The sequence below is a fragment of the Streptomyces sp. BA2 genome (genome assembly GCF_009769735.1).
Lineage (GTDB): Bacteria > Actinomycetota > Actinomycetes > Streptomycetales > Streptomycetaceae > Streptomyces.
In genome coordinates this window covers 3,702,320-3,725,137 of record NZ_WSRO01000002.1, presented here as the reverse complement: position 1 = coordinate 3,725,137, position 22,818 = coordinate 3,702,320, and the positions used below count along the sequence as shown (strand labels likewise).

The following is a 22,818-nucleotide window of genomic DNA, read 5'->3' as shown; positions in this document are numbered from 1 at the left end:
GGGGGTGTTGGGTGGGGGTGCGTCTGCGGGCTAGGGGGGGGTCGGCCTTTTGGCGCGGGTGTGTGGGGTTGGGCGCGCAGTTCCCCGCGCCCCTTTGGGGCGCGGTGCTGCTCGGGGGTGTTTTCGGTGGCTCGGGGCCAGGGGCTCGGCAATCGGGATCAGTGGAAAGTCGGCTGATAGGAGGAATTTGCGCGGGGCAGTCGGCGGTACGGGGTTGTGGCGTACTCGGGGGCGGCCTGGGGCGTGGCAAGGTCGCGGGCCATGAGCCGTGTCATATGGGCCTAGGCCCCGCCGCCCCCCAACGCCCCGCCGCCCCGCGCCCAGCAAAGGCCCCTCATGCGACTCCGCCGCTCTCTCGCCTCCGGCATCACCGCCGCTGCCGCCGCCGCGCTCGTGACCGGGGGCGGGGTTGCGGGAGGGGTGCCGACGAGCGATGCCGCGGCAGTGGCCGCGGTGGTGCAGCGGCCTCACGCGGCCCAGCCCCCCACCTGCTCCGACCCCAGCGGCGACGGCTTTCCCATCGGGACGCGGATCCGGGGAGGGCCCGCCACCTACGAGGCCGGAGGCGGCTACCGGAAGTGGTCCGTCGAGTTGGCCAACACCACCCGAGGCAGTTGCGGGAACATCCACCCGGTCGTCGTCATCGTCGACAAGGAGCGCGAACTGCGCGCCCGCCAGGTCCAGTTGGAGTTCCACGACGGCACGCGCTGGCGTCCCGTCGCGTTCGAGCGGACCGACCGGGACGAGAACGTCGGCGTCTTCGACGACGGATTCCCCGGGTTCACGGTCAAGGCGGGACGGACCCTCACCGTCAAGGTGCGGCTCTCGTTCACCTCCGAGGCCCGTTCCGAGCGTGCCGTCATCTCCGCCGCCGTCGTCCAGCGCCGTGACGACGACGGGGACTGGGTGGGCGAGTCGGAGGACTATCCCTTCGGTATCGGCATGGGTGATGGCGGTGGCGATGGGAGCGGGGACGGGGGCGGGGCCACCGGTACCGACAGCGACGAGAGCGGGGGCGTCGGGCCCGAGGGTCGTGACGTCCCGGACGGCGACGGCGGCCATGAGCGCTCCGACGCCGGAGGGTTCTCGTACGCCGATGAACTCGCCGCCACGGGTCCCCGAGCCCTGCTCGGCGTCAGTGCCGTCGCCGGCGCACTGTTCGCCGGGGGGTGGGCACTCGTCGCTGGGACCCGGCGGCTGCGGGGCGCGCGCAGGCGCTGAGCCCCGCACGCGAAGCCGCCGCCCACCACCCCCCCCTGGGGGGCCACCACCCCCCGCCACCCCCTCCGTTCACCCGCCCGTTCACATCCGTCTGCGAACATCCCTGGGTGGACAACCCGAACCCCCCGCACTCTCCCTCGCACCTGCTCGGCCAGGCCCCCGGCGCCCCCATCCGCTCCGGCATTCCCGAGCACGGCCGCATCCCGAAGTACTACGCGGTGAAGGCCCGGATCGCCGAGCTGATAGAGGAGTTGGGGGACGGGCAGACGCTGCCGACCGAGCGGGATCTCGCCGTGCGGTACGAGGTCGCGCGGGAGACCGTGCGGCAGGCGCTGCGTGAGCTGCTGCTCGAAGGGCGGCTGCGCCGGCAGGGGCGCGGCACCGTCGTCGCGGGCCCCAAGCTGGAGCAGCCGCTGTCCCTCGCGAGCTACACGGAAGGCGTACGGCGGCAGGGGCGTATCCCCGGGCGAAATCTCATCTCCCTCGATCGTTTCCCCGCCCCGGAAGCACTTGCCGCCGAGATCGGCGTCGATCACGGCGAGCCCGTCTGGCACATGGAGCGCGTGCTGCTCGCCGACGACGAGCGGGTGGGGCTCGAAAGTACGTACGTCTCCGTTGCCCGAGTCCCCGCTCTCGACCGGGAGTTCGAGCCCGACTCCTCCTTCTACGCCTACCTGCGCGACCAGCTCGGCATCTCCTTCGGCGACGCCGACGAACGCATCGAGACCGTCCTCGCCACCCCCCGCGAGGCTCTCCTCATCGGCACCCCTCCCGCGCTGCCCATGCTGCTGATCCACCGCGTCTCACGGGACACGTCAGGACACCCGCTGGAGCGGGTCCGCACCCTCTACCGCGGTGACCGGTTCTCCTTCACCACCCACCTGGGCAACGGCGGCTGACCCGTCGGCGGGCTCCTCGGGCTCCTCTTCCCACCGTCACCTTGATAACGAGAACATAACGGGTCTAGGCCAACCTTGGGTGGCCGTTCACCATCCCGTTGCCGACAGGACCGCAGCGGGTCACTCGTCCCCAGGAGCGTTGCCGGCGTGAGAGTCATCGTCGTAGGAGCCGGCGTGGTGGGAACCATGCACGCCTGGCACGCAGTGGAACGCGGCCACGAGGTCGTACAGATCGAGCGCGAGAGCGAGGCCCGCGGGGCCTCGCTGCGCAACTTCGGGCAGATATGGGTGAGCGGCCGCGCCGGCGGCGAGGAGCTGGACACCGCCCTGCGGGCCCGTGAGCTCTGGGAGGAGATAGGCGCGAGGGTGGAGGGCATCGGCTTCCGGGCCAACGGCTCCCTCACCCTCGTACGCAACGAACGCGAGCACGCGGTCGCCGAGGCCGCCCTCACCCGCCCCGACGCGGCGGCCCGCGGCTACAAGCTGCTCGACGCCGCCGAGGCCCGCGCCCTCAATCCGGCGCTGCGGGGCGACTTCATCGCCGGATTGTGGTGCGAGCGGGATGCGGCGGTGGAGCCGCGCACAGCTCAACTCCGGCTGCGCGAGGCACTTCGCGCCTCTCCCCGCTACACCTTCCTGCCCGGCCGCGAGGTCCGCGAAGTCGTCGGCGAGAACGCGGTGCGGGACGACCACGGAGACGTACACACCGGTGACGTCGTCGTGCTCGCCACCGGCGCCTGGCTCGGCGGTCTCGTGCGGGAGCTGGCCGGGCCCGACCTGCCCGTGCGGCGCGTGCGGCTGCAGATGATGCAGACGGAGCCCCTCGGTGAGCCGCTCACCACCTCCGTCGCCGACGCCGACAGCTTCCGCTACTACCCGGCGTACAAGTCGGACGCCCTCGACGCGCTCAACGCCGGACAGGCGCAGACGCCGACCGCCGCCGAGCACAAGATGCAGCTCCTGATGGTGCAGCGCGAGGACGGCGGCCTGACCATCGGCGACACCCACGAGTACGAGCACCCCTTCGCCTTCGACACCCTCGAAGACCCCTACGACCACCTGACCGAGGTCGTCGAGGGCTTCCTGGGCCGCCCGTTGCCGAAGATCAAGCGGCGCTGGGCCGGGGTGTACGCCCAGTGCGTCGACACCGCCCGTGTCGTGCACCGCCAGCAGGTCCGCGAGGGCGTGTGGCTGGTCACCGGGCCCGGCGGGCGCGGCATGACGTGTTCACCCGCGATCGCGGAGAAGACCGCCGACGAGTTGGGATGGTGAGGGAGTTGAAGTCGGACATGCGCATGCGCTGTGGGCTTGTCGTGCTCGACATGGCCGGTACGACCGTGGCGGACGGAGGGCTTGTCGAGCAGGCCTTCTCCGCCGCCGCGCGGGAACTCGGCGTCGAGCCCGGGTCCGCCGATCATGCCGAGAAGCTGGACTACGTACGCGCCACCATGGGCGAGTCCAAGATCACCGTCTTCCGGCATCTGTTCGGCGAGGAGGCCCTTGCCCAGCGGGCCAACGTCGCCTTCGAGAAGGCGTACGGGGAACTGGTCGACGGGGGCCGTATCGCGCCGGTCCCCGGGGCTCGGGAAGCCGTCGAGGAGCTGCGGGGCGAGGGGCGGACCGTGGTGCTGACCACCGGGTTCGCCCGGGTCACGCAGGACGCCATCCTGGACGCGCTGGGGTGGCGCGACCTGGTCGAGCTGACCCTGTGCCCCGCCGACGCGGGCGGTCGCGGGCGGCCCTACCCGGACATGGTGCTCAGCGCCTTCCTGCGGACGGGGGCGGTGGACGACGTCCGGCAGATCGCCGTCGTGGGCGACACGGCGTACGACATGCTCAGCGGCGTTCGCTCCGGTGCATCGGTCGTCGCCGGAGTGCTGACGGGAGCGCACGACGACGAGGCGCTGCGCGGCGTGGGAGCCACGCACGTCCTCGGGTCCGTCGCCGAACTGCCCGCTCTTCTCAGGGGTGTCGGGGAATGAGCAGCGGCATCCGCTTCGATCGCGTGTCGGTCGCCTACGGCAAGAACACCGTGCTCGACTCGCTCGACCTGACCGTCGAGCCCGGCGAGGTCATGGCCCTGCTCGGCCCTTCGGGCTCGGGCAAGACGACCGCGCTGCGGGCCGTCGCCGGGTTCGTGCGGCCGGCGTCCGGGCGGGTGTTCATCGGGGAGCGCGACGTCACCGGCCTTCCGCCGCATCAGCGGGGGATAGGGATGGTCGTCCAGCAGTACGCGCTCTTCCCGCACATGCGGGTCGCGGACAACGTCGCCTTCGGCATGAAGGCGCAGAAGGTCGCCAAGTCCGAGATTCCGGGGCGGGTCGCCGAGGCGCTGGAGATGACGGGGATGGCCTCGTACGCCAAGCGGTTTCCCCGGGAGCTTTCCGGAGGGCAGCAGCAACGGGTCGCCATCGCGCGGGCGTTGGCCATTCGGCCGGGGGTGCTTCTGCTCGACGAGCCGCTTTCCGCGCTCGACGCGCAGTTGCGGTCGGGGATGCTGGGGGAACTCGCCCGGTTGCACCGGGAGTTGCCCGACGTCTCGATTCTTTACGTCACCCATGACCAGGTCGAGGCCTTGACCCTGGCGGATCGGATCGCCGTCATGGACAAGGCGTGCCTCAAGGACTGCGGTACTCCTCAGGAGCTTTATCGGGCGCCTCGGACCGAGTTCACGGCTTCTTTTGTGGGGAATGCGAATTTGCTTCCCGTGCGGGTGGGGTCCGGCACCGTCTCGTTCGGCGGGGCCGATCTGAAGGTCGACACCGGGGAGGTGGCCGCCGGGGTGACGGCCACGTTGTGCGTGCGGCCGCATCTGGTGGGCCTGGGGGAGGGGCCCAACGCCCTGACGGGCAGCGTTGCCGAGGTGCAGTGGCGGGGGGCCACCCATCGGTTGTACGTCGATGTCGCTGGGCAGCGGGTCAAGGCTGACCTGCGGGAGCTTCGGACGCCGCCGTCGCTCGGTGACTCGGTCACGCTGCACTTCGCGCCCGAGGACGCGGTGTTGCTGGGGGCGGGGGTGACCGATGGATAGCCCTGGTGGACGCCTCGTTGAAAGTGCCCCGGCAGTGAGGGCTGTGCCCACCCGTTCCGCCCTGCGGAACGCCTGCCCACAGCCAGGACGGCCAGAAGGTGCGCGGCGACAGATACCCCGCTTCGTATGGGCCCTGCCCCCCATCGCTCTCCTCGCCCTCTTCTTTCTCTACCCCCTCGCCCTCGTCGTCCAGCAGTCCGTTCAGCCCGACACCGGGGGGACCTCCCTTCAGCCCTACTCCGACGTCTTCGCCTCCGAAGCGTTCCGGGAGGCGCTCGGGACCACCGTGTGGCTGGCCGTCGGGTCCACGGTCGGGTGTCTCGTGCTCGGGTTCGCGCTCGCGCTGATCATCGCCTTCGTGCCGTTCCCGGGAGGGAAAGCCGTCGCCAGGTTCATCGACGTCTTTCTCTCCTTTCCGTCCTTCCTGATCACCCTCGCCCTGCTGTTCATCTACGGCACCAAGGGCATGGCCAATGGGATGTGGACCGACGCCACCGGGGCCGCCGAAGGGCCTTTCCAGTTCCTGACCACCCCGTGGGGCGTTCTCCTCGCCGAGATCACGTACTTCACCCCCTTCGTGATGCGCCCCCTGCTCGCCGCCTTCTCGCAGATCGACACCGCGCAGCTGGAAGTGGCGTCGAGCCTCGGGGCGAAGTCCGGCCGCATCATCCGGCGGGTCATCCTGCCCGAGGCGCTGCCCGCCCTCGCCGCGGGCGGCAGCCTCGTACTCGTCATGTGCCTGAATGAGTTCGGGATTGTTCTCTTCACCGGAGCCAAGGGGGTCACGACCCTCCCCATGCTCGTCTACAGCAAGGCCATTCTCGAGTCCGACTATCCGGCGGCCTGTGTCGTCGCCGTGGTCAACATCGCGATCTCCGTGGGTCTTTACAGCCTCTACCGGGTGGTGAGCCGTCGTGTTGGTGCATAGCCGCAAGGGAAAATGGGCCACCTGGCTTCTTTTCCTCGTCTTCTTCCTGCCCCTCTTCGCGCTGCCTCTCCTCGTGATTCTGGCCGCCTCGTTCTCCTCGCACTGGTCCGGCGCCTTTCCCTCCGGATTCACCACGGGGCACTACGAGTCCGCCACCCGCGGGGAATCGCTCAAGGCGCTCACCACCAGCCTGGTCACCGCCGTCAGCGCCAGCCTGCTCGCGCTTGCCGTCGGGTCCTGGGCCGCGCTCGCCGCCGCCTCGCTGAAGAGGGGCGGCAAGCGTGTGCTCGACACCCTGTTCATGCTGCCGGTCGCCGTGCCCTCCGTCGTCGTCGGGCTCGCGATCCTCGTCGCGTTCAGCAAGCCGCCGATGATCCTCAACGGCACGCGCTGGATCGTGATCCTCGCGCACACCATTCTTGTCACGGCGTTCGCCTACCAGTCGGTTTCGGCTGCCATCGTCCGACTCGACCCGGCGTACGAACAGGCCGCCGCATCGCTCGGTGCCAGGCCCTCGTACGTCCTGTGGAAGGTGAAGCTGCCGCTCCTGCTGCCGTCGCTCAACGCGGCCGCGGGCCTCTGCTTCGCGCTCTCCATGGGCGAGTTGAGCGCCACGATGATGCTCTATCCGCCGGACTGGATGCCGCTTCCCGTGCGGATCTACGCGGCCACCGACCGCGGCTCCCTCTTCACCGGTGCCGCCGTCGCGGTGGTCCTGATGGCGGCGACGCTGCTCGTCCTCTTCGGCGTCTCCCGCATCCGCACCCGCGCCTCCTACCGCTGAGCCAAGACCTCACCCCCCAAGGCTTCAAGGAGTACGAAACGTCATGTCGCGTCACACCCGCATCAGCACCCGCACCCGCACGCTCGCCGCCGTCTCCGGCAGCCTCGTCCTCGCCGGATCCCTCACCGCGTGCGGCGGTGAATCCTCCGCGTCCGACGCGAAGGAGGTCACCGTCTACAGCGCCGACGGCCTCAAGGGCGAGAACGGCGACGGCTGGTACGACCAGGTCTTCAAGGACTTCGAGAAGAAGACCGGCATCAAGGTGAAGTACGTCGAGGGCGGCTCCGGCGAGATGGTGCAGCGCGCCGTCCGCGAGAAGTCCAACACGCAGGCCGACGTCATCATCACCCTGCCGCCGTTCATCCAGCAGGCCGACGACAAGGGCCTTCTTCAGGCCTACAAGCCCAAGGGGTCCGACCAGGTCGACGGCGCCGACAAGGCCACCGACGGCAAGTGGACCTCCGTGGTGAACAACTACTTCGGCTTCATCTACAACAAGAAGGAGCTCAGCGGCGGCAAGGCGCCCAAGACGTGGGAGGACCTCACGGACCCCTCGTACAAGGACAAGGTCCAGTACTCCACGCCCGGTGTCGCGGGCGACGGCACCGCCGTGCTCATCAAGGCGATGCACGACTTCGGCGGCAAGAAGCCCGCCATGGACTACTTGAAGAAGCTCCAGACGAACAACGTCGGTCCTTCCGCCTCCACCGGCAAACTCGCGCCCAAGGTCGACAAGGGCGAGCTCCTCGCCGCCAACGGCGACGTCCAGATGAACTACGCCCAGTCCAAGGACATGCCGAACCTCGGCATTTGGTTCCCGGCCAAGGAGGGCGGCAAGCCCACCACCTTCGCGCTGCCCTACGCCGCCGGCCTGGTCAACAAGGCCCCGCACAACGCCAACGCCAAGAAGTTCCTGGACTACCTGCTCAGCCAGAAGGCCCAGCAGCAGGTCAGCGAGGTCGGCGGCGGCTTCGCGGCACGCAAGGACATCAAGGCCACCGACCCCAACGCGGTCGCCCTCGACAAGATCGTCGACGGGGTCGAGGTCTTCGAGCCGGACTGGTCCGACATCTCCGAGAACCTCCAGACGTACGTCGAGGACTGGAAGTCGGCGACCGGTAGCTGAGAGTTCACCCGGTAGCTGAGAGTTCACCGTCGCACCTCTGGCCCCGGGGTGTTCGGTAGCGAAAAGATAACGGGTATGGACCCAACGCCCCTGGTTCTCCAGGGGCGTTGGTGTGCGCCAGACCCCTACGCATCCCCCTGTGAATCTCGGAGGACCACGTGTCGTCGCACGGCATATCCCGCCGCTCGCTCCTCGTCTCCACCGCGGCCGCTGCCCTTGTGGCGGGGCCCCTCGCCGCCGTCGCCAAAGCCGCTGCCAAGACCCCCAAGGTCCTGGTCATCGGTCTCGACGGCGCCCTGCTCGGCAGAATCAAGGACGCCGACGCGCCCGCGCTCAAGGGCCTGATGAGCGCGGGCCTGACCGCGCCCAGCAGCATCTACGCCAACCCGCTCGCCCCCACCTCATCGGGCCCCGGCTGGTCGACGCTCATCACGGGCGTCTGGCCCGACAAGCACAAGGTCGTGAACAACGACTTCACCGGCCACAACCTCGCCGCCTACCCGGACTTCATGACCCGGATCGAGGCCGCGAAGCCCAACCTGCGTACCTACGCGGTCTCGTCCTGGGCTCCGATCACCGACATCATCTTCTCCGCGAAGGTCGACACCCGGGTCTCCACGCCCAGCGCCGAGTACGACACCGGGACCACCGCCCGCGCCGTCGCCGAGGTGAAGAGCGGCAACCCCGACGCGGTCTTCGTCCAGCTCGACAACATCGACCACGCGGGCCACGACAGCGGCGCCGCGAGCCAGGCCTATCTCGACGCGATCCACGGCGCCGACACCCAGGTCGGCCAGATCGTCGCCGCGGTCAAGTCCCGTGCCACGTACGGCGAAGAGGACTGGCTCATCATGATCACCGCGGACCACGGGCACACCGACCCCGGCGGTCACGGCGGCTCCAGCTGGCCCGAGCGCCAGACCTTCATGATCGCCGCGGGCGGCACGCTCACGCCGGGTTCGGTCCGCCACGACGTCCGCATGCCCGACATCGCCGCCAGCGCGCTCGCCCACCTCGGCATCGCGATCGACCCGGCCTGGGGCCTGGACGGGCGCCCGGTTCAGCAGCCCACGCCGGACGCGTTCGACGCGCTGCGGGCCAAGCTGACGGGGCCCGTCGACGAGACCGGCATCGGCGCCGCAGTCATCGGCTTCACGCACACACCGCCGAGCGGCTGGAGCGTCGACAACTCCAGGATGGGCACGGGCGGCATCACCGAGTGGCGCGGCTGGTCCTTCACCACGGACGAGTTCTGGACGAAGACCCAGCGCGACCAGCAGCGCGAGAACAACATCCGCGCCCGGAACGTCTTCGCGGTCGCGGACGGCGACGAATGGACCGACAAGTCCTTCACGGGGACCTTCGACTCGATGCTGGTCAGCCCCTCGTACGCCGTGCGGGGCGGCGCGCGGGCCACCCTCACCTACACGACGTACTACCGCCAGGAGGCCCCGCAGAAGGGCGAGGTGCTCGTCTCGTACGACGGAGGGGCCCCGGTCGTGGTGAAGACGTACACCGCGGACACCCCCTCCGTCGTCGAGAACATCGCCCTCCAGGTGCCCGCGGGAGCCGAGAAGGCCCAGGTCCGCTTCCGGTACACCGGCGGCAACAACTGGTACTGGGTGATCGACGGGGTCACGATCACCGCTTCCTGATTAGGGTGGGGGCGTCGGCACAGCGCTGTCCCGGCGCCCCAGCCAACCCGTACACCGCAGGAGTGCACCCCATGGCAGAGCGCAAGCCCATCGAATCGTGGCTCACCGACATGGACGGCGTGCTCATCCACGAGGGCGTCCCGATCCCCGGCGCCGACGCCTTCATCAAGAGGCTCCGGGAGTCCGGCAAGCCCTTCCTGGTCCTGACGAACAACTCGATCTACACCGCGCGCGACCTCCAGGCACGGCTGACCCGCATGGGGCTCGAAGTGCCTGTCGAGAACATCTGGACCTCGGCGCTCGCCACCGCGAAGTTCCTGGACGACCAGCGCCCCGGCGGCACGGCGTACGTCATCGGCGAGGCGGGCCTCACCACCGCCCTGCACGACATCGGGTACGTCCTGACCGACCACGCCCCGGACTACGTGGTGCTCGGCGAGACCCGTACGTACTCCTTCGAGGCCATGACCAAGGCCGTACGGCTGATCAACGGCGGGGCCCGCTTCATCTGCACGAACCCGGACGAGACCGGGCCCTCCATGGAAGGCCCGCTGCCCGCGACCGGGGCCGTCGCCGCGCTGATCACCAAGGCCACGGGCCGGAACCCTTACTTCGCCGGAAAGCCGAACCCGCTGATGATGCGGACAGGGCTCAACGCCATCGGGGCGCACTCCGAGACCAGCGCCATGATCGGCGACCGCATGGACACGGACATCCTCGCCGGTCTCGAGGCCGGGATGGAGACGTTCCTGGTGCTCACGGGCCTGACGTCCCGCGGGGACATCGACCAGCACCCGTTCCGGCCGTCCAACATCGTGGACTCCATCGCTGACCTGGTCGATCGCGTGTGAAACCACCCGTTTGCCGCACACGGGAGGCGTGACCCGCCGCCGCGCGTGAACCTCGAAACAGGAGGTTCACGATGCGTAGAGGATCATTCACCCTGCGTGGCATAGCCGGGGCCGCTGTCCTCGCCGTGCTCCCCGTTGCCGCCACGGCGCCCGCGTACGCCCATGACCAGGGGAAAGTGCATGCCACCGTCACCCCGGCCAGCGCCGCGGCCGGGGCCAAGGTGGAGATCAGCGTCACGGGCTGCGAGGGGACGACCGGGTCCGCCGGGTCCGGGGCGTTCACGGGGGACGCGAAGCTCACGGGCAGGGACGGCGACAAGTACACCCTGAACGGCTCCGCCACGATCAGGGACGGCGTCGAGGGCTCGCACGATGTCACCGTCGTCTGCGACGGCCACCCCCACCAGGGCGTGGGCACCCTGCGCGTCGTCCAGCCGCAGGCCGAGCAGCCCGCCGAGCCCGTCTCGCCGGTCCGCGCGGGCGGCGGCGGCACCGCGCAGCTGGCCGCGCACGCCCAGGAGGCGGGCCCCGGCACCCGGCACGCGGTGATCGGCCTGATCCTCGCAGGGGTGGCGGCCGTGGCCGTGGCGTTCCGCAGCGTCCGCCGGCGCCGCTCCGAGTGACGGGCGACGACCGACATGTCGGGCCAGGAGTCGGGCCACGGGCCGGGCCATGAGGGGCCGGCAGGGCACGGGCGTTTCCTCACCGGGGTCGCCTGGGCGCTGGTCCTCGTAGGGCTCTGGCTGTGGGGCAGCGAGATCACCGACGTACGCGGCGGTGTCTCGGAGCCCACGAACGGCGACGTGGCGGCGGTGGGCCGGCCGTTCGCCGTCGAACTCCCCGACGCGCACGAGCCGTTGGGCGCCGCAAGGCCGCTGAGTATCGATGTTCCCTCGCTGAAGGTGCGGGCGCCCGTGATCACCCGCGGGCTCGACCAGGACGGTGCCATCGATCCGCCGCCCTTCGAGCAGGCGGGCTCCGTCGGCTGGTACGGCGGCGGTACGCACCCCGGCGCGGCGGGCACGTCCCTGTTCGTGGGCCACGTCGACACCGAGACGCGCCCCGCGGTCTTCTACGACCTCAGCGCGGTGCGCCCCGGCGAGAAGGTCAGGGTGACCCGGGAGGACGGCTCGGTCGCCGAGTTCACCGTGGACGACGTCCAGGTCATCAGCCGGGACCGCTTCGACGCGAAGAAGGCGTACGGCCCCCACGAGGAGGGCCGCGCCGAGCTCCGCCTGATCACCTGCGGCGGCACGTTCGACCGGGCGTCCAAGACGTACTCGGCGAACGTGGTGGTGTCCGCCTACCTCACCGGGGCGGGGTCGTAGGAGCGGCTCGACTGCCCCGGTCCGGACAACCCGGCCCGGTCGGCGGCCCGCTCCCCCCGGAGCCGTCGACCGGGCTGGTCCTCGACCGCGCGCGCACGAGCTGCGGGAGTAACCCGGCGCCGGCGCGGGAGGTTCGGTGGCCAACCCCGCTGTGCGGGATGGGCGATCAGGCCGGGGGCTTGGGCCGTTGTGACGACTCTAGAACGGATGAGCGCTGGGGCCTAGGGGTGGATTGACGCCAAGTCGTGCTTCGCTTCCTCTCCGTGATCACCGCAGGTGGCGGTGGTTCTCGCGATGACCTTCAGGAAGGTTCGGACCAACCGCCGCGCAGCGCCGCGTCGTCGAGCGATCCCTTGATCACTTCGGTGGCGACCATGTCGATGACCAGCCGTTCCCTGCGCGCGTACCGCCGCAGCGTGTCGAAGGCCTCGTCCACCCCGGTGTGCCAGCGTTCGGCGAGTATGCCCTTGGCCTGTTCGATGCGTACGCGGCTGGTCAGGGCGGTCTGGAGCTGTGTGGTGAGCGTTCGATACTCCGTGTAGGCACGGTGGTTGTGCAGGCCCACCGCGGCGGCGTCGGCGATCGACTGCGCGAGCCGCAACTCGCCGTCGGCGTACGGGCCCCGGGAGGTCTCGGGCACGAAGATGTTGAGCGCCCCGAGCAGGGTCTCGCGCTGACGCAGCGGAACCGCGTACGTCACCCCGATCCCGTGGCGCCGTGCGAGCGCCGTGAACTCCGGCCAGCGCTCGGCGGGTTCGGCCGCCGAGAGCCGCACCGGCGGCACGGGAAGCCCCGTGCCGAGGCTCTCCACGCAGGGCCCGCCGCTCCGCTGGGCCCCGAGCAGGTCGAGCGCGAGGTCCCGGGGGTGCCCACCGGTGGCGAGCGCGGGTGCGCCGGCGCCGTCGAAGACGACCCCGGCGGCGGACGCGTCGAGAAGTTCTACGCAGTGGCTCGCGACCCGGCTCAGGTAGTGCTCCGGATCGAAGTCGTCGTCCAGAGTGTTCGTGGTCTCCACCAGGACTTGGGCCAGCCGTAGTTCAGAGCTGCGATCCCGCATGGTCTCCTCCCCAACAGCGTCCCCGCTCACTGCGCCTACCCCGGGGCGCCGTGCTGTAACAGGTCTCCAACAGGTCTCCGCAGCGGACGGGCGGGCCTCGTGGGCCGGGAGTGCGTATGTCAGGATTGAGAAATCGGACAGTGCACCCAAGGGGGAGTGGATGTACCACAAAGGCACCGGCCGCGGTCATCGGATCGCGTCCCGGGGGGTGAAGGCTGCGGCGGCGTTTGCGGGGGCTGCGCTACTGCTGTCGGGGTGCTCCTCCGATGACGGCGGCGAGGAGGAGTCCTCGGGGCAGCCGGTCAAGCAGCAGCCCAAGGGCTCCGATCCGTACTGGGTCAACCCGGAGGGGAACGCGGCCAAGCAGGTCGCCGCGTACGAGAAGGACGACAAGAAGGACGACGCCAAGCTGATCCGGAAGATCGCCGAGCAGCCGGTCGCCGAATGGATCGTCCCGGAGAACGCGGAGGATCAGGCGCGCGGCTTCACCGAGGCCGCCGAGAAGGCCGACCGGGACGCCCTGTTGGTCCTCTACAACATCCCGCACCGCGACTGCGGTCAGTACTCGGGCGGCGGGGCGGCCGACGGCAACGAATACCGCAAGTTCATAGACCAGGTCGCCAAGGGCGTCGGCGACCGGAAGACCACGGTCATCCTGGAGCCGGACGCCGTGCTCCACATGGTCGACAACTGCACGCCGGAGGAGTTCCACGAGGAGCGGTACGACCTCCTCAAGGGCGCCATCACGAAGCTCAAGTCCCTGAAGAACACCAAGGTGTACCTGGACGCGGGCAACGCGGGCTGGAAGAACCCCGACTCGCTCTGGGAGCCCCTGAAGTGGTCGGGCGTCGAGCAGGCCGACGGCTTCTCGGTCAACGTCTCGAACTTCCAGACCACCGAGGCCAGCACGGAGTTCGGCAAGAAGCTCTCGGCGAAGATCGGCAACAAGCCGTTCGTCATCGACACCGCACGCAACGGCAACGGCCCGTACACCAAGGGCAAGGACCCCTGGTGCAATCCGCCGGGCCGGGCGCTGGGCGAGGCGCCCACGACGAAGACGGGCGATCCGCTCGTCGACGCCTACCTCTGGGTGAAGCGCCCCGGTGAGTCCGACGGCACGTGCCGTGGTGGCCCCAAGGCGGGGGAGTGGTGGCCCGAGTACGCACTGGGCCTTGCGAAGGCGGCCCGTTAGGGGCGCGGGGAACTGCGCGAGCAACCGCAGAAAAGCCGCAGTCGCATCTGCCGAGATACCTGGCAGATGCGACTGCGGCTTTTCGTGCGCTGAGCGCGCAGTTCCCCGCGCCCCTTACGGGGCTACGGCACGTGGACCCACTGGGCCTTACTGGGTGTGCCCTGATCGTCCGTCACGAAGAGCATGTACCAGCCGGACTCGACCAGGCTCTTCTCCTTCGGGATCGTCACCGTGACCCCGCCCGCGGACTTCTTCAGGTCCAGGGCGACGGACGTCTGGTCGATGTCGGTGACGTGCGTCGACGCGCTCGGCCTGATCAGACGGGCCGTCTTGATGGACGAGGCGTGCTGGGTCTTGAAGGTCCCGGACCCGCCCCGCTTGATCTCCTCAGGGCCGCCGCTGAGCGTGGGCTGCGAGCCCTGGTACAGATACGGCGGGGTGTAGATCTCGATGCGCTGCTCGAACTCGCCGGGCTTGGTGTTGGCCTTGTCGGAGTAGAGCGAGTCGGAGCCGAAGAACATCACGCGGCCGTCGGGCAGCAGGATCGAGCCCGAGTGGTAGTTCCGGCCGACCTCCGGGTCCGCGACCCGCCGCATGTCGCCGGTCTTGGCGTCGTAGATCCGCGCCTGCTTGATGTTCGAGTCACTGCGGCCGCGGTAGTCCTCGGAGCCGCCGGATATGAGCACCGTGTCGTCGGGCAGGGTCGACGCCTGCGGGTAACGGGTGCCCTTCTCCAGCTCGGGGCCGTCCTCGAACTTCGGGTTGTCTTCCAGGAGGTCGACGATGCGGGTCTTCTTGCTGGACTTCTTGGACTCGCCGACACCGCCGCCGCCGACGACCATGTACTTCTGGTCCTGCGCGGGCGGCAGTTCGACCGTGTTGGACGTCTCAAGGAGATCCGGGTCGCTCATCCCCGGGATCCCCTTCCAGCTGCCCTTCTTCTCCAGGTCCCAGGTGCCGGGCTTGCGGCCGACGTCGTCAGGGCCGTAGCCCGCGTTCGAGCCCGAGTAGAAGAGCCTGCCGCTCTCCAGCTGGAACACGGCGGGGTACGTGGGGAACTGGCGGACCTCCTTGGTGTAGGTCCACTTCTTGGTCTTGGGGTCGTAGATCTCGTTCTTGCCCGGGACCAGCTGGCCGATCTCGTCCAGGCCGGAGAGGCTGAGCACCTTGCCGTCCGAGAGCGTGGTCAGCGTGGGGTACCAGCGGGCCTCGTTCATCGGGTCGACCTTGATGTACTTCTCGGCGACCGGGTCGAACTCGAAGGCGTCCTTGATCCCCTGGAAGTCCTTCTTGTCCAGGGCGAGCTTCTGCGCGATGCCGTACGTGTTGCGGGTGGCGGCGCCCTTGAGGCCCTGCACGCGGTAGTTGTCCTGCGTGCCCGTCTCGTACTTCGAGCCGCTCTTCTGCGCCTCCACGTACACACGGCCGAGGCCCGGCTCGTTGCGTACGAACGCGCCGGTCTGCTTGTCGAAGACCTTCTTCGCGCGCTCGACGACGACCGGGTCCTTGGAGACGAACGTCTTGCCGTTCTTCTTGCCGGTGAACTTCGTGCCCGCGGGCAGCGTGATCGGCTTGTCCGGGTCTTCGTTGTGCACCACCATCAGGCCGCCGGCCTTGGTGATGTCGCCCTTGAGCTTCTCGTAGCGCTGGGTGCCGCCCGCGATCAGCAGGTTGCCGTTGGCGAGCTGGGTGTGGCCGGTGCAGAAGAGGTCGACCGGTGTCTTGATCTTCTTGATCGTGTTCTTGACCGGGTCCCACAGGCGGGTGTCGAACTTCTTGGCGTCGAAGTTCTTCTGGTTGTTGCCGGAGCCGGCCACCAGGAGGATCTTGCCGGTGTGCAGGAGCGCCGCGTGGATCGTGTTCTGGCGGTACTCCTCGGGGAAGTTCACGACCTGCCAGTGGCCGTTGTCGGCCTTGTACTCCGGCTTGTTGATCTTGTAGTCGTGGTACTTCTCCGAACCCACGCGCCACAGCCACGGGCCGTTCATGCCGGCCAGCGCTATGACCACCGCCGCGCCTATCGCGATGCGGCGGGCGCGGCGGCGGCTGGAGCGGTCCTTCATTTCTTACGTCCCCCAAGGGCGATCTGCATGGTCTGGTCGTTCGCTGCCCAGCTGGGCTTCTGCTGCGGCGCGTGTGGCGCGTGCGGCGTCTGCTGCGGAGGCTGCTGCGCCTGCGGCAGCTCCGCCGTGACGTCACGCTGCTGCGGCACCATCGGGTCCCCGCCGCCGGAAGGCGGCCCCGAAGCTCCCTGCTGGGATTTGCGCTTCTTCTTGTCCTGCCGCATCCCCCAGCGCCAGGCGAAGATCGGCGCCGCCGTGATCAGCAGGGCGAACGTGGCCCAGATGATCATCGCCGGGTGGACGTGGTCGTACACGAACGCGGCGGCCATCGAACCGGCGAAGACCAGGATGAAGAACAGGTGGATGCGGAACGTGCCGAACAGAGTGTCCGGGCTCGCCGAATCGCCCTTGGGAGTCACCACGAACTTGCTCTTGCGGCGCAGCACGGCGTCGAGCAGGGAGCGTGCGTAGACCGGCGCGGAGAGGGCCGACATCACCATGCCCGCGATACCGCCGGAGCCCTCGGGCTCGTGCGGCGAGACGTTGTGGCGGCGGTTCCAGATGTAGAGGCCGATCTGCAGCGCCGAAGCGTTGCCGTACAGCATCAGCCAGATCGTCGGGTCGATGTTCACGCCCGATGCGCCCATGCCGAGGAACAGCGCGCAGGAGAGCGCGGCCAGGATCCAGTTCATGGCGGACATCGGGTAGAAGATGACCATCATCGTGTAGTTGAAGAAGCGGCCGGGCGGCAGCGAGAACGGCGCCTTCCAGAACTGCTTCAGGATGGTCTCGTACGTTCCGCGCGACCAGCGCAGCTGCTGCGTGAAGAAGTCCGTCCAGGCGTTGGGGCCCTCACCGACCGCGAGCACGTCCGGGGTGTAGACCGACTTCCACTTCTTGCCGGTCCTCGGGTTCGTGGCGCGGTGGATCTCGAAGCCGGTCGCCATGTCCTCGGTGATCGAGTCGTACAGACCGCCGATCTGCTTCAGGGCGCTGATGCGTACTGCGTTGCTCGTGCCGACGAACATGGGGGAGCCGTACGCGTTGCCCGCGCGCTGGATCAGGGCGTGGAAGAGGAACTGCTGGGACTCGGCGGCCTTGGTGATGAAGTTGTCGTAGTTGCCGTAGACCTGCGGGCCGATGACGAAGCCGACGTTCTCGTCGCGGAAGAAGCCGAGCATCCGCTCGAGGTAGTTGGGCATCGGGACGTGGTCGGTGTCGACCGATGCGAAGTAGTCGTAGGCGTCGCCGTGCGCGTCGAGCCAGGCGTTGTAGTTGCCGTGCTTGGTCTTGGCGCGGTGCGGGCCCTTGGTCATGTTCCACTTCGCCACGCCCTTGCGGGAGAAGTGGTGCACGCCGAGCCGCTGGCAGACCTCCTTGACGGCGGGGTCGTCGCCCTCGTCGAGGAGCCAGACGTGCATCAGACCGCGGTGGCGGATCTTGACGGCCGCCTCCAGGGTCTTCGTCACCATCTCAAGGGGTTCCTTGCCGGGCACGAAGGAGGTGAGGAAGGCGACACGGGTGCCGGTCTCGGGCACCACGGGTATCGGGTCACGGGCTACGAGCGTGGCGTGCGCGTTCGACAGCACGTTCATGCAGCGGAAGAACTCGATCAGGCCGATGGATATGAGCATGACGATGTCGAGCGTCGGCAGCCAGTCGTTCGCGACGTAGTCGCGCTTCGTCCAGTGCGTCGGCTGCAGCAGCCAGGCGAGCAGCACGAGCGAGAGCAGCGGCGCGGCCCCCAGCATGAGCGCGGCTCTGATCCGGTGCGGTTCCTGCGAGAGCAGAGAGCGGTACTGCACCTTGTACGGCTTGGTCGGATCGGGCTGCGTGAGCGGCCCCGCGAGACGGCTGTAGTGCTCGTAGTCGTACCTCGGCAAGGCTTTCTTGATACGCCGGAACCCGCCTGTCCGGTGCGATGGCACCCGCAGCTGGGTCGTCTCTGACGGGTCGTTCGGCCGGGCGCCCGTCGGCGTCGACGTCATGAGTCATCCCCCCGCACGCGGTCGTCCGCGTGTTCGTTGGTCCTTCCGTCCGACCCGGTCCCCCGACCTTCACGGACGCATCAGTGGCAGGCCACCGTCCCCTTAGACATGGAACAGCTACCTTCCGGTTGCATGATGCCCCCCTCGGCATCCGGTTGTGAAAGGGGCCCCCGCCCCTTACCCCGTGGGCCTCGGCCGGCCGGGCCCCCCAACTGCCCCGCACCGCCTGCCTCATGAGAGCCAATGGCTCCAGCACAAGGTTCTACGCCCCTAGCCATGATCGCAAGAGCGAAACAAGGTGTTTACCGGTCATACGAGCGAATCGAGTTACCTGTTGGGACAGGAGCGCTCAATCGCGTTCGAATATTACCGAAGTGTTCCCGTATCGCCCGCTCGGCCCGGAGCACGTCGCCGGACCGGACCGCGTCGAGGATCTCCCGGTGCTGGCGGCAGGTGACCTTGGGATCCTGTGGAACGTCGACCAGATCGGTACGTACCTTGTGGAAGGCGTCCCAGAACGCCTCCAGTACCTCGCCGAGCAGTGGATTGCGCAGACAGCGGTAGAGGGTGGCGTGAAATGCACGGTCGGTTTCGGTGTGCACCGCCCCCGGCTGACCGCTCCGGCCGTCGCTCGCCGCCGCCTCGGTGTCCATGCGGTCCACGAGGGCGTCGAGTTCGGCCAGATCCGCGGCCGGAATACGGCCGGCGAGGCGCGCGATGAGCCCGGTCTCCACGGCCTCCCGCAGCTCCAGGAGCTGGAGCAGGCTGTCCTCGCCGCGGTAGTGGCCTGCCACCGTGCGGAAGGTGAGGCCCTCGATCATGGGAGCCATCGACATGGGCCCGACGTAGGTGCCGAAGCCGTGCCGGATTTCCACGATGCCCATCGCCTGCAGCGCCTTGAGGGCTTCTCGCACGGAGTTCCGACTGACGCCGAGGCGTTCCATCAGTTCGGGCTCGGTGGGCAGAGAGGCCCCGGAGGGCAGCCGCTGGTCGATGATGAGCTTCTTGATCCGCTCCTGAATGTCGCGCGCCATGGCGCAACGGTAGCGGTACCCGCGCCGGTGGCGGCATGACGAAAGCCCCCCGTGTGAACGGAGGGCTTTCGCTGTCTGTGCGCCGCCAGGGACTCGAACCCCGGACCCGCTGATTAAGAGTCAGCTGCTCTAACCAACTGAGCTAGCGGCGCGCGCTGACCTGGAGAACTCTACCGGACGCCGACGGGTGCTCCGGACCCTCCGGGAGCTTACGGGTGCCCGGGGTAGCTTTGGGCTGAGCTTCGAGCGGGCTTTGCTCGAGGGCGGGTCCCCGGGGGATGCGGGGCCTATCAATCATTCGGACCGTCAACATGCGATATCACCGGACAGTTGAGAAGCTGACGACTGTGCAGATGCGACGCAGGCATTCTTTCCTGGAGTGTGAGGGGAATCGCATGGACGTTGCTCCGGTATTCGAGGAATTCGACCCCGAGAGCGACTGCGACTGCCCCGGATGTATTCACCGGCGGCGAGCCATGACCCACGCACTCCCCGTACGACAAGGCGGCCACCCGGCGGCGCACGGTGCGCGCCGTGCCCTCGTCATCGCCGCGGCGGCGGGCACCGTGCTCGGCGGCGGCCAGGTGCTTCCCGTGGCGGCGGCCCCGGGAATCCAGGCTCCGTCGGACGAGGACCCGGGGGTGGGCGACCCGGGCCCCGGCAGCCCGCAGGGCGACACGAGCGCGCTGCACGGGGCGCCGGGCTCGCCGGGTTCCCCGGGCCCCGCGGTGTCGGCGGCGCGGGACACGACGCGGGCCGCGATCCTGGCCCGCGCCAATCTGTGGGTCGCGGCGAAGGTGCCGTACAGCATGAGCGCGTACTGGTCCGACGGTTACCGGCAGGACTGCTCGGGCTTTGTCTCCATGGCCTGGAATCTCGGCGGCAACGAATGGACGGGCAGTCTCCCCTCGTTCGCGGTGCGCATTACGAAGGACCAGCTGCAGCCCGGCGACATCCTTCTGTTCCACAATCCCGACAACCCCCAGAAGGGGTCGCACGTGACGATTTTCGGCGGCTGGGCGAACGCGGCGCGCACGCAATACACCGCGTACGAACAGGCCCGCCCGCACACCCGTAAGCAGACGACTCCCTATGCCTATTGGAGCAATGGGAGCCGCTATCTGGCGTACCGCTACAAAGGGGTGAGGGCCGGCGCTCCGGGCGGCTCGGAGCAGGGCACGGCGACGCGCTATCCCGGGGCGGGATCGTTCGGCCCCGGCGCCGACAACAAGTACGTCACCCAGCTCGGCAAGGCACTGGCCGGCCGGGGCGGCGCCCGCTTCTACACGACGGGTCCGGGGCCGCGCTGGAGTGACGCGGACCGCAGGGCCACGCAGGCGTTCCAGCGGGCGCAGGGCTGGACCGGCGGTGACGCGGACGGCCTGCCGGGCCCGGCGACCTGGTCGTACCTGATGACGGGCAAGGGGCGTGACATCCCCCGCGCGGGGGCGGGAGGCACCCAGGACAGGGCGCCCGCGTACCCCGGCAGGGGAGTGTTCCGCCCCGGCCAGTCGAGCCCGTCGATCGAGAAGCTCGGCAGGCAACTGGTGGCGAAGGGCTTCGGCCTGCACTACGCGCAGGGTCCGGGCCCGCGGTGGAGCGAGAGCGACCGCCGCAACGTCGAGGCGTTCCAGCGGGCGCAGGGCTGGCGGGGCGGGGCCGCGGACGGATATCCGGGCCCCGAGACCTGGCGGCGGTTGTTCGCATGAGCCGCATGAGCGGGCAGGAAGCCGACCGGGTTACGGATGAGATCGAGGTACGTATGAGGCGGAGGCAAGGATGAGTGCGACAGCGGCATCACGGTCACAGGCCCCCCAGCCCGAGGAACCGCAGACCACCGGCGCCCCGGACACGGCCGCCGCACGGCCGTCGCGTCTGATCCAGAGCGAAGCCACCACCGAGATCCCCATCCATCTGCTCTTCCGCGACGATCCCGGTGACCCCGGGGCCCCGTTGTCGCCCGCCGTGGTGGGGCGCCGGCACGGAACGGGCGAGCAGCCCCGCACCGCCCGGCGTCCCCCGGCGAGGGTGGCCGCCCGCCCGCTGCCCGAGGTGGACCCGTCGCTCGGCGAGCGGCCGGCCCGCGTGCTGCCCGGTGCGATCGGGGTGCTCGGCGGGACCGCGGGAGTCGCCGGGTGCGCGGCCGCGCTGTGGTGGGCGGGGGTGCTGCCCGAGCCGGTGGCGCGGGCAGCCGGGCTGCCCTGGCCCGACGGGTACGGCGGCTACGACGCGTACGCGGGGCTCGGCGCCGCGCAGTGGGCCTCGCTCGCCGGGTCGGGCGCGCTCGCCCTGTTCGGGTTCGGGGGCCTCGCCCGGGGCCGGGTCGGCACGGCGTGGGTGCTCACCCTCTTCGGGCGGTACCGCGGCAGCGTCCGCCGCACCGGCCTGATGTGGGTCAACCCGCTCCTCCTGCGCCGCCGTGTCGACGTACGTCTGCGGCACTGGCGCAGCGAGCCGATGCCCGCGGTTGACCGGGGCGGGGTCGCGCTGCGGGTCGTCGTCCTCGTGGTCTGGCGGGTCAAGGACGCGGCGCGGGCGACGCTCGGCGTAGCCGACCACCAGGAGTATCTGCGCGAGTGCGTCGAGGCGGCGACCGCCCGCGTCCTGTCCCGGCTGCCCGCCGACGCCTTCCACGACGACACCCCGACACTGCGCGACGCGGAGGCGGTGGGCGACATGCTGACCCGGATGCTCGCGGCGGAGGCCGAGCCGGTCGGCATCGAGATCTTCTCGGCCCAGCCGACCCGGATCGAGTACGCCCCCGAGATCGCCGACACGATGCGCCTGCGCAGGGTGGCCGCGCTGGACGCACGGCACCGCGACAGCGTGCTCACCTCGGTGGTGGACTCCGTCGAGGACACGGTGACCCGGCTGACCACCCGCGGCCTCGTCGAGCTCGACGACTACGAGCGCAAGGCCTTGGTCAAGGACCTGACGGTGGCGTTCTATACGGGACATGGAGAACGATGACCACGCCTCTGGACAAGCCACTGACGACACCCCCGGCCTCGCGGCCCTCGCCCGGGACGCCTGGAGGCTGACCGCGGACCGGCCCCGCGCCCTCCTCGGGATCGCGGGGCCGCCAGGCGCGGGCAAGTCGACGTTCGCGCGGGCGCTGGTGGATCGGATCGGCGAGGGGGCCGCGTATCTGCCGCTCGACGGTTTCCATCTCTCGAACGACCAGTTGGAGCGCCTCTTTCTGACCTCCCGCAAGGGCTCGGAGCCGAGCTTCGACGTGCGGGGGTACGGCGCGCTGCTCGACCGGGTCCTCTCCGACGCCGGCCACGACATCTACGTACCCGATTACGACCGCACCCTCCACGAGCCGGTGGCCGCCCGGCACCGGGTCCCGCCGTCCGCCCGGCTCGTCGTCACCGAGGGGAACTATCTGGCCTGCGATCTGCCCGGCTGGCGCGAGGCGCGGGAGCTGATGGAGGAGTGCTGGTACGTGGCGGCACCAGCAGAGGTACGCCAACGACGCCTGATCGAGAGGCAGTTGGCGGGGGGCCGGACGGTCGACGGGGCGGCCGCCTGGGTGGCGACCAACGACAGCCCGAACGGCGATGTCGTGGAGAAGTCGCGCCATCGCTGCGATCGGATCGTCTCCACTATTGGTATGGACATGTTCAACTACCGCCCATAATCTGGGCTTGGTCTAGAC

The 22,818-nt window shown here is 69.5% G+C and carries 20 protein-coding genes and 1 tRNA gene; 16 read left to right on the top strand and 5 right to left on the bottom strand.

The features are described 5' to 3' along the window. Positions 1 to 336 precede the first annotated feature (336 nt). The 12 genes from E5671_RS19415 to E5671_RS19360 all read left to right on the top strand — a co-directional run bounded on the left by E5671_RS19415 (position 337) and on the right by E5671_RS19360 (position 11,823). Positions 337 to 1,221, top strand: a complete 885-nt coding sequence (locus E5671_RS19415) for a hypothetical protein (RefSeq protein WP_160505233.1) — start codon at positions 337 to 339, stop codon at positions 1,219 to 1,221. Positions 1,222 to 1,328: 107 nt separating this feature from the next. Further along, positions 1,329 to 2,120, top strand: coding sequence for a UTRA domain-containing protein (locus tag E5671_RS19410; RefSeq protein ID WP_160505232.1), 792 nt, complete (start codon positions 1,329 to 1,331; stop codon positions 2,118 to 2,120). Between the two features lie 147 nt (positions 2,121 to 2,267). Continuing rightward, the gene (locus E5671_RS19405) at positions 2,268 to 3,392 is read left to right on the top strand and encodes a TIGR03364 family FAD-dependent oxidoreductase (RefSeq protein ID WP_160505231.1); all 1,125 of its coding nucleotides are present in this window, start codon (positions 2,268 to 2,270) and stop codon (positions 3,390 to 3,392) included. Positions 3,393 to 3,409: 17 nt separating this feature from the next. After that, positions 3,410 to 4,102, top strand: a complete 693-nt coding sequence (locus tag E5671_RS19400; protein ID WP_160505230.1) for a phosphonatase-like hydrolase — start codon at positions 3,410 to 3,412, stop codon at positions 4,100 to 4,102. Beyond that, on the top strand, positions 4,099 to 5,151 hold the full coding sequence (locus E5671_RS19395; protein ID WP_160505229.1) for an ABC transporter ATP-binding protein: 1,053 nt from the start codon (positions 4,099 to 4,101) through the stop codon (positions 5,149 to 5,151). Before E5671_RS19400 ends, E5671_RS19395 begins: the two co-directional genes overlap by 4 nt. Continuing rightward, complete coding sequence (locus E5671_RS19390) at positions 5,144 to 6,079, top strand: 2-aminoethylphosphonate ABC transporter permease subunit (protein WP_160505228.1); 936 nt, start codon at positions 5,144 to 5,146, stop codon at positions 6,077 to 6,079. The genes E5671_RS19395 and E5671_RS19390 overlap by 8 nt, the downstream gene beginning before the upstream one ends. Next, positions 6,066 to 6,863: an ABC transporter permease subunit gene (locus tag E5671_RS19385; protein WP_160505227.1), complete on the top strand. Its 798-nt coding sequence runs from the start codon at positions 6,066 to 6,068 to the stop codon at positions 6,861 to 6,863. The genes E5671_RS19390 and E5671_RS19385 overlap by 14 nt, the downstream gene beginning before the upstream one ends. 43 nt (positions 6,864 to 6,906) lie before the next feature. Next, positions 6,907 to 7,989, top strand: coding sequence for a 2-aminoethylphosphonate ABC transporter substrate-binding protein (locus E5671_RS19380; protein ID WP_160505226.1), 1,083 nt, complete (start codon positions 6,907 to 6,909; stop codon positions 7,987 to 7,989). A gap of 158 nt (positions 7,990 to 8,147) precedes the next feature. Beyond that, positions 8,148 to 9,644, top strand: a complete 1,497-nt coding sequence (locus E5671_RS19375) for an alkaline phosphatase family protein (protein WP_160505225.1) — start codon at positions 8,148 to 8,150, stop codon at positions 9,642 to 9,644. Positions 9,645 to 9,715: 71 nt separating this feature from the next. Next, positions 9,716 to 10,495: an HAD-IIA family hydrolase gene (locus tag E5671_RS19370; RefSeq protein WP_160505224.1), complete on the top strand. Its 780-nt coding sequence runs from the start codon at positions 9,716 to 9,718 to the stop codon at positions 10,493 to 10,495. 71 nt (positions 10,496 to 10,566) lie between these two features. Beyond that, complete coding sequence (locus E5671_RS19365; RefSeq protein WP_160505223.1) at positions 10,567 to 11,118, top strand: hypothetical protein; 552 nt, start codon at positions 10,567 to 10,569, stop codon at positions 11,116 to 11,118. Between the two features lie 15 nt (positions 11,119 to 11,133). Then, positions 11,134 to 11,823: a class F sortase gene (locus E5671_RS19360; protein WP_160505222.1), complete on the top strand. Its 690-nt coding sequence runs from the start codon at positions 11,134 to 11,136 to the stop codon at positions 11,821 to 11,823. Between the two features lie 301 nt (positions 11,824 to 12,124). Here the strand turns inward: E5671_RS19360 and E5671_RS19355 are convergent, their stop codons facing one another. Next, on the bottom strand, positions 12,125 to 12,880 hold the full coding sequence (locus E5671_RS19355; protein WP_160505221.1) for a GAF and ANTAR domain-containing protein: 756 nt from the start codon (positions 12,878 to 12,880) through the stop codon (positions 12,125 to 12,127). A gap of 160 nt (positions 12,881 to 13,040) precedes the next feature. On the opposite strand from E5671_RS19355, the gene E5671_RS19350 reads away from it, so the two are divergent. Then, on the top strand, positions 13,041 to 14,072 hold the full coding sequence (locus E5671_RS19350) for a glycoside hydrolase family 6 protein (RefSeq protein ID WP_160505220.1): 1,032 nt from the start codon (positions 13,041 to 13,043) through the stop codon (positions 14,070 to 14,072). A 122-nt stretch (positions 14,073 to 14,194) separates the two neighbouring features. Here the strand turns inward: E5671_RS19350 and E5671_RS19345 are convergent, their stop codons facing one another. The 4 genes from E5671_RS19345 to E5671_RS19330 all read right to left on the bottom strand — a co-directional run bounded on the left by E5671_RS19345 (position 14,195) and on the right by E5671_RS19330 (position 19,309). Next, positions 14,195 to 16,135: a kelch motif-containing protein gene (locus tag E5671_RS19345; RefSeq protein ID WP_160505219.1), complete on the bottom strand. Its 1,941-nt coding sequence runs from the start codon at positions 16,133 to 16,135 to the stop codon at positions 14,195 to 14,197. Continuing rightward, positions 16,132 to 18,123, bottom strand: coding sequence for a glycosyltransferase family 2 protein (locus tag E5671_RS19340; RefSeq protein WP_160505218.1), 1,992 nt, complete (start codon positions 18,121 to 18,123; stop codon positions 16,132 to 16,134). Before E5671_RS19340 ends, E5671_RS19345 begins: the two co-directional genes overlap by 4 nt. 302 nt (positions 18,124 to 18,425) lie before the next feature. Further along, positions 18,426 to 19,157 carry a FadR/GntR family transcriptional regulator gene (locus tag E5671_RS19335; RefSeq protein ID WP_160505217.1) on the bottom strand — a complete coding sequence of 244 codons (732 nt, stop codon included), beginning with the start codon at positions 19,155 to 19,157 and terminating at the stop codon, positions 18,426 to 18,428. Between the two features lie 78 nt (positions 19,158 to 19,235). Beyond that, positions 19,236 to 19,309: transfer RNA gene (locus E5671_RS19330), tRNA-Lys, on the bottom strand. A gap of 243 nt (positions 19,310 to 19,552) precedes the next feature. On the opposite strand from E5671_RS19330, the gene E5671_RS19325 reads away from it, so the two are divergent. From E5671_RS19325 to E5671_RS19315, 3 genes are all read left to right on the top strand, one after another. Next, a complete protein-coding gene (locus E5671_RS19325) occupies positions 19,553 to 20,866 on the top strand; it encodes a peptidoglycan-binding protein (RefSeq protein ID WP_160505216.1) in 1,314 nt (437 codons plus the stop codon). A 70-nt stretch (positions 20,867 to 20,936) separates the two neighbouring features. After that, positions 20,937 to 22,127 carry an SPFH domain-containing protein gene (locus E5671_RS19320; RefSeq protein ID WP_160505215.1) on the top strand — a complete coding sequence of 397 codons (1,191 nt, stop codon included), beginning with the start codon at positions 20,937 to 20,939 and terminating at the stop codon, positions 22,125 to 22,127. Beyond that, on the top strand, positions 22,114 to 22,800 hold the full coding sequence (locus E5671_RS19315) for a nucleoside/nucleotide kinase family protein (RefSeq protein ID WP_160505214.1): 687 nt from the start codon (positions 22,114 to 22,116) through the stop codon (positions 22,798 to 22,800). Before E5671_RS19320 ends, E5671_RS19315 begins: the two co-directional genes overlap by 14 nt. The last annotated feature ends 18 nt before the right edge of the window (positions 22,801 to 22,818 follow it).

Coding starts and splice junctions, on each gene's coding strand:
- E5671_RS19415 (WP_160505233.1), top strand. CDS start 337: ATGCGACTCCGCCGCTCTCTCGCCTCCGGCATCACCGCCGCTGCCGCC.
- E5671_RS19400 (WP_160505230.1), top strand. CDS start 3,410: ATGCGCATGCGCTGTGGGCTTGTCGTGCTCGACATGGCCGGTACGACC.
- E5671_RS19395 (WP_160505229.1), top strand. CDS start 4,099: ATGAGCAGCGGCATCCGCTTCGATCGCGTGTCGGTCGCCTACGGCAAG.
- E5671_RS19390 (WP_160505228.1), top strand. CDS start 5,144: ATGGATAGCCCTGGTGGACGCCTCGTTGAAAGTGCCCCGGCAGTGAGG.
- E5671_RS19380 (WP_160505226.1), top strand. CDS start 6,907: ATGTCGCGTCACACCCGCATCAGCACCCGCACCCGCACGCTCGCCGCC.
- E5671_RS19370 (WP_160505224.1), top strand. CDS start 9,716: ATGGCAGAGCGCAAGCCCATCGAATCGTGGCTCACCGACATGGACGGC.
- E5671_RS19365 (WP_160505223.1), top strand. CDS start 10,567: ATGCGTAGAGGATCATTCACCCTGCGTGGCATAGCCGGGGCCGCTGTC.
- E5671_RS19360 (WP_160505222.1), top strand. CDS start 11,134: ATGTCGGGCCAGGAGTCGGGCCACGGGCCGGGCCATGAGGGGCCGGCA.
- E5671_RS19355 (WP_160505221.1), bottom strand. CDS start 12,880: ATGCGGGATCGCAGCTCTGAACTACGGCTGGCCCAAGTCCTGGTGGAG.
- E5671_RS19350 (WP_160505220.1), top strand. CDS start 13,041: ATGTACCACAAAGGCACCGGCCGCGGTCATCGGATCGCGTCCCGGGGG.
- E5671_RS19345 (WP_160505219.1), bottom strand. CDS start 16,135: ATGAAGGACCGCTCCAGCCGCCGCCGCGCCCGCCGCATCGCGATAGGC.
- E5671_RS19340 (WP_160505218.1), bottom strand. CDS start 18,123: ATGACGTCGACGCCGACGGGCGCCCGGCCGAACGACCCGTCAGAGACG.
- E5671_RS19335 (WP_160505217.1), bottom strand. CDS start 19,157: ATGGCGCGCGACATTCAGGAGCGGATCAAGAAGCTCATCATCGACCAG.
- E5671_RS19325 (WP_160505216.1), top strand. CDS start 19,553: ATGGACGTTGCTCCGGTATTCGAGGAATTCGACCCCGAGAGCGACTGC.
- E5671_RS19320 (WP_160505215.1), top strand. CDS start 20,937: ATGAGTGCGACAGCGGCATCACGGTCACAGGCCCCCCAGCCCGAGGAA.
- E5671_RS19315 (WP_160505214.1), top strand. CDS start 22,114: ATGGAGAACGATGACCACGCCTCTGGACAAGCCACTGACGACACCCCC.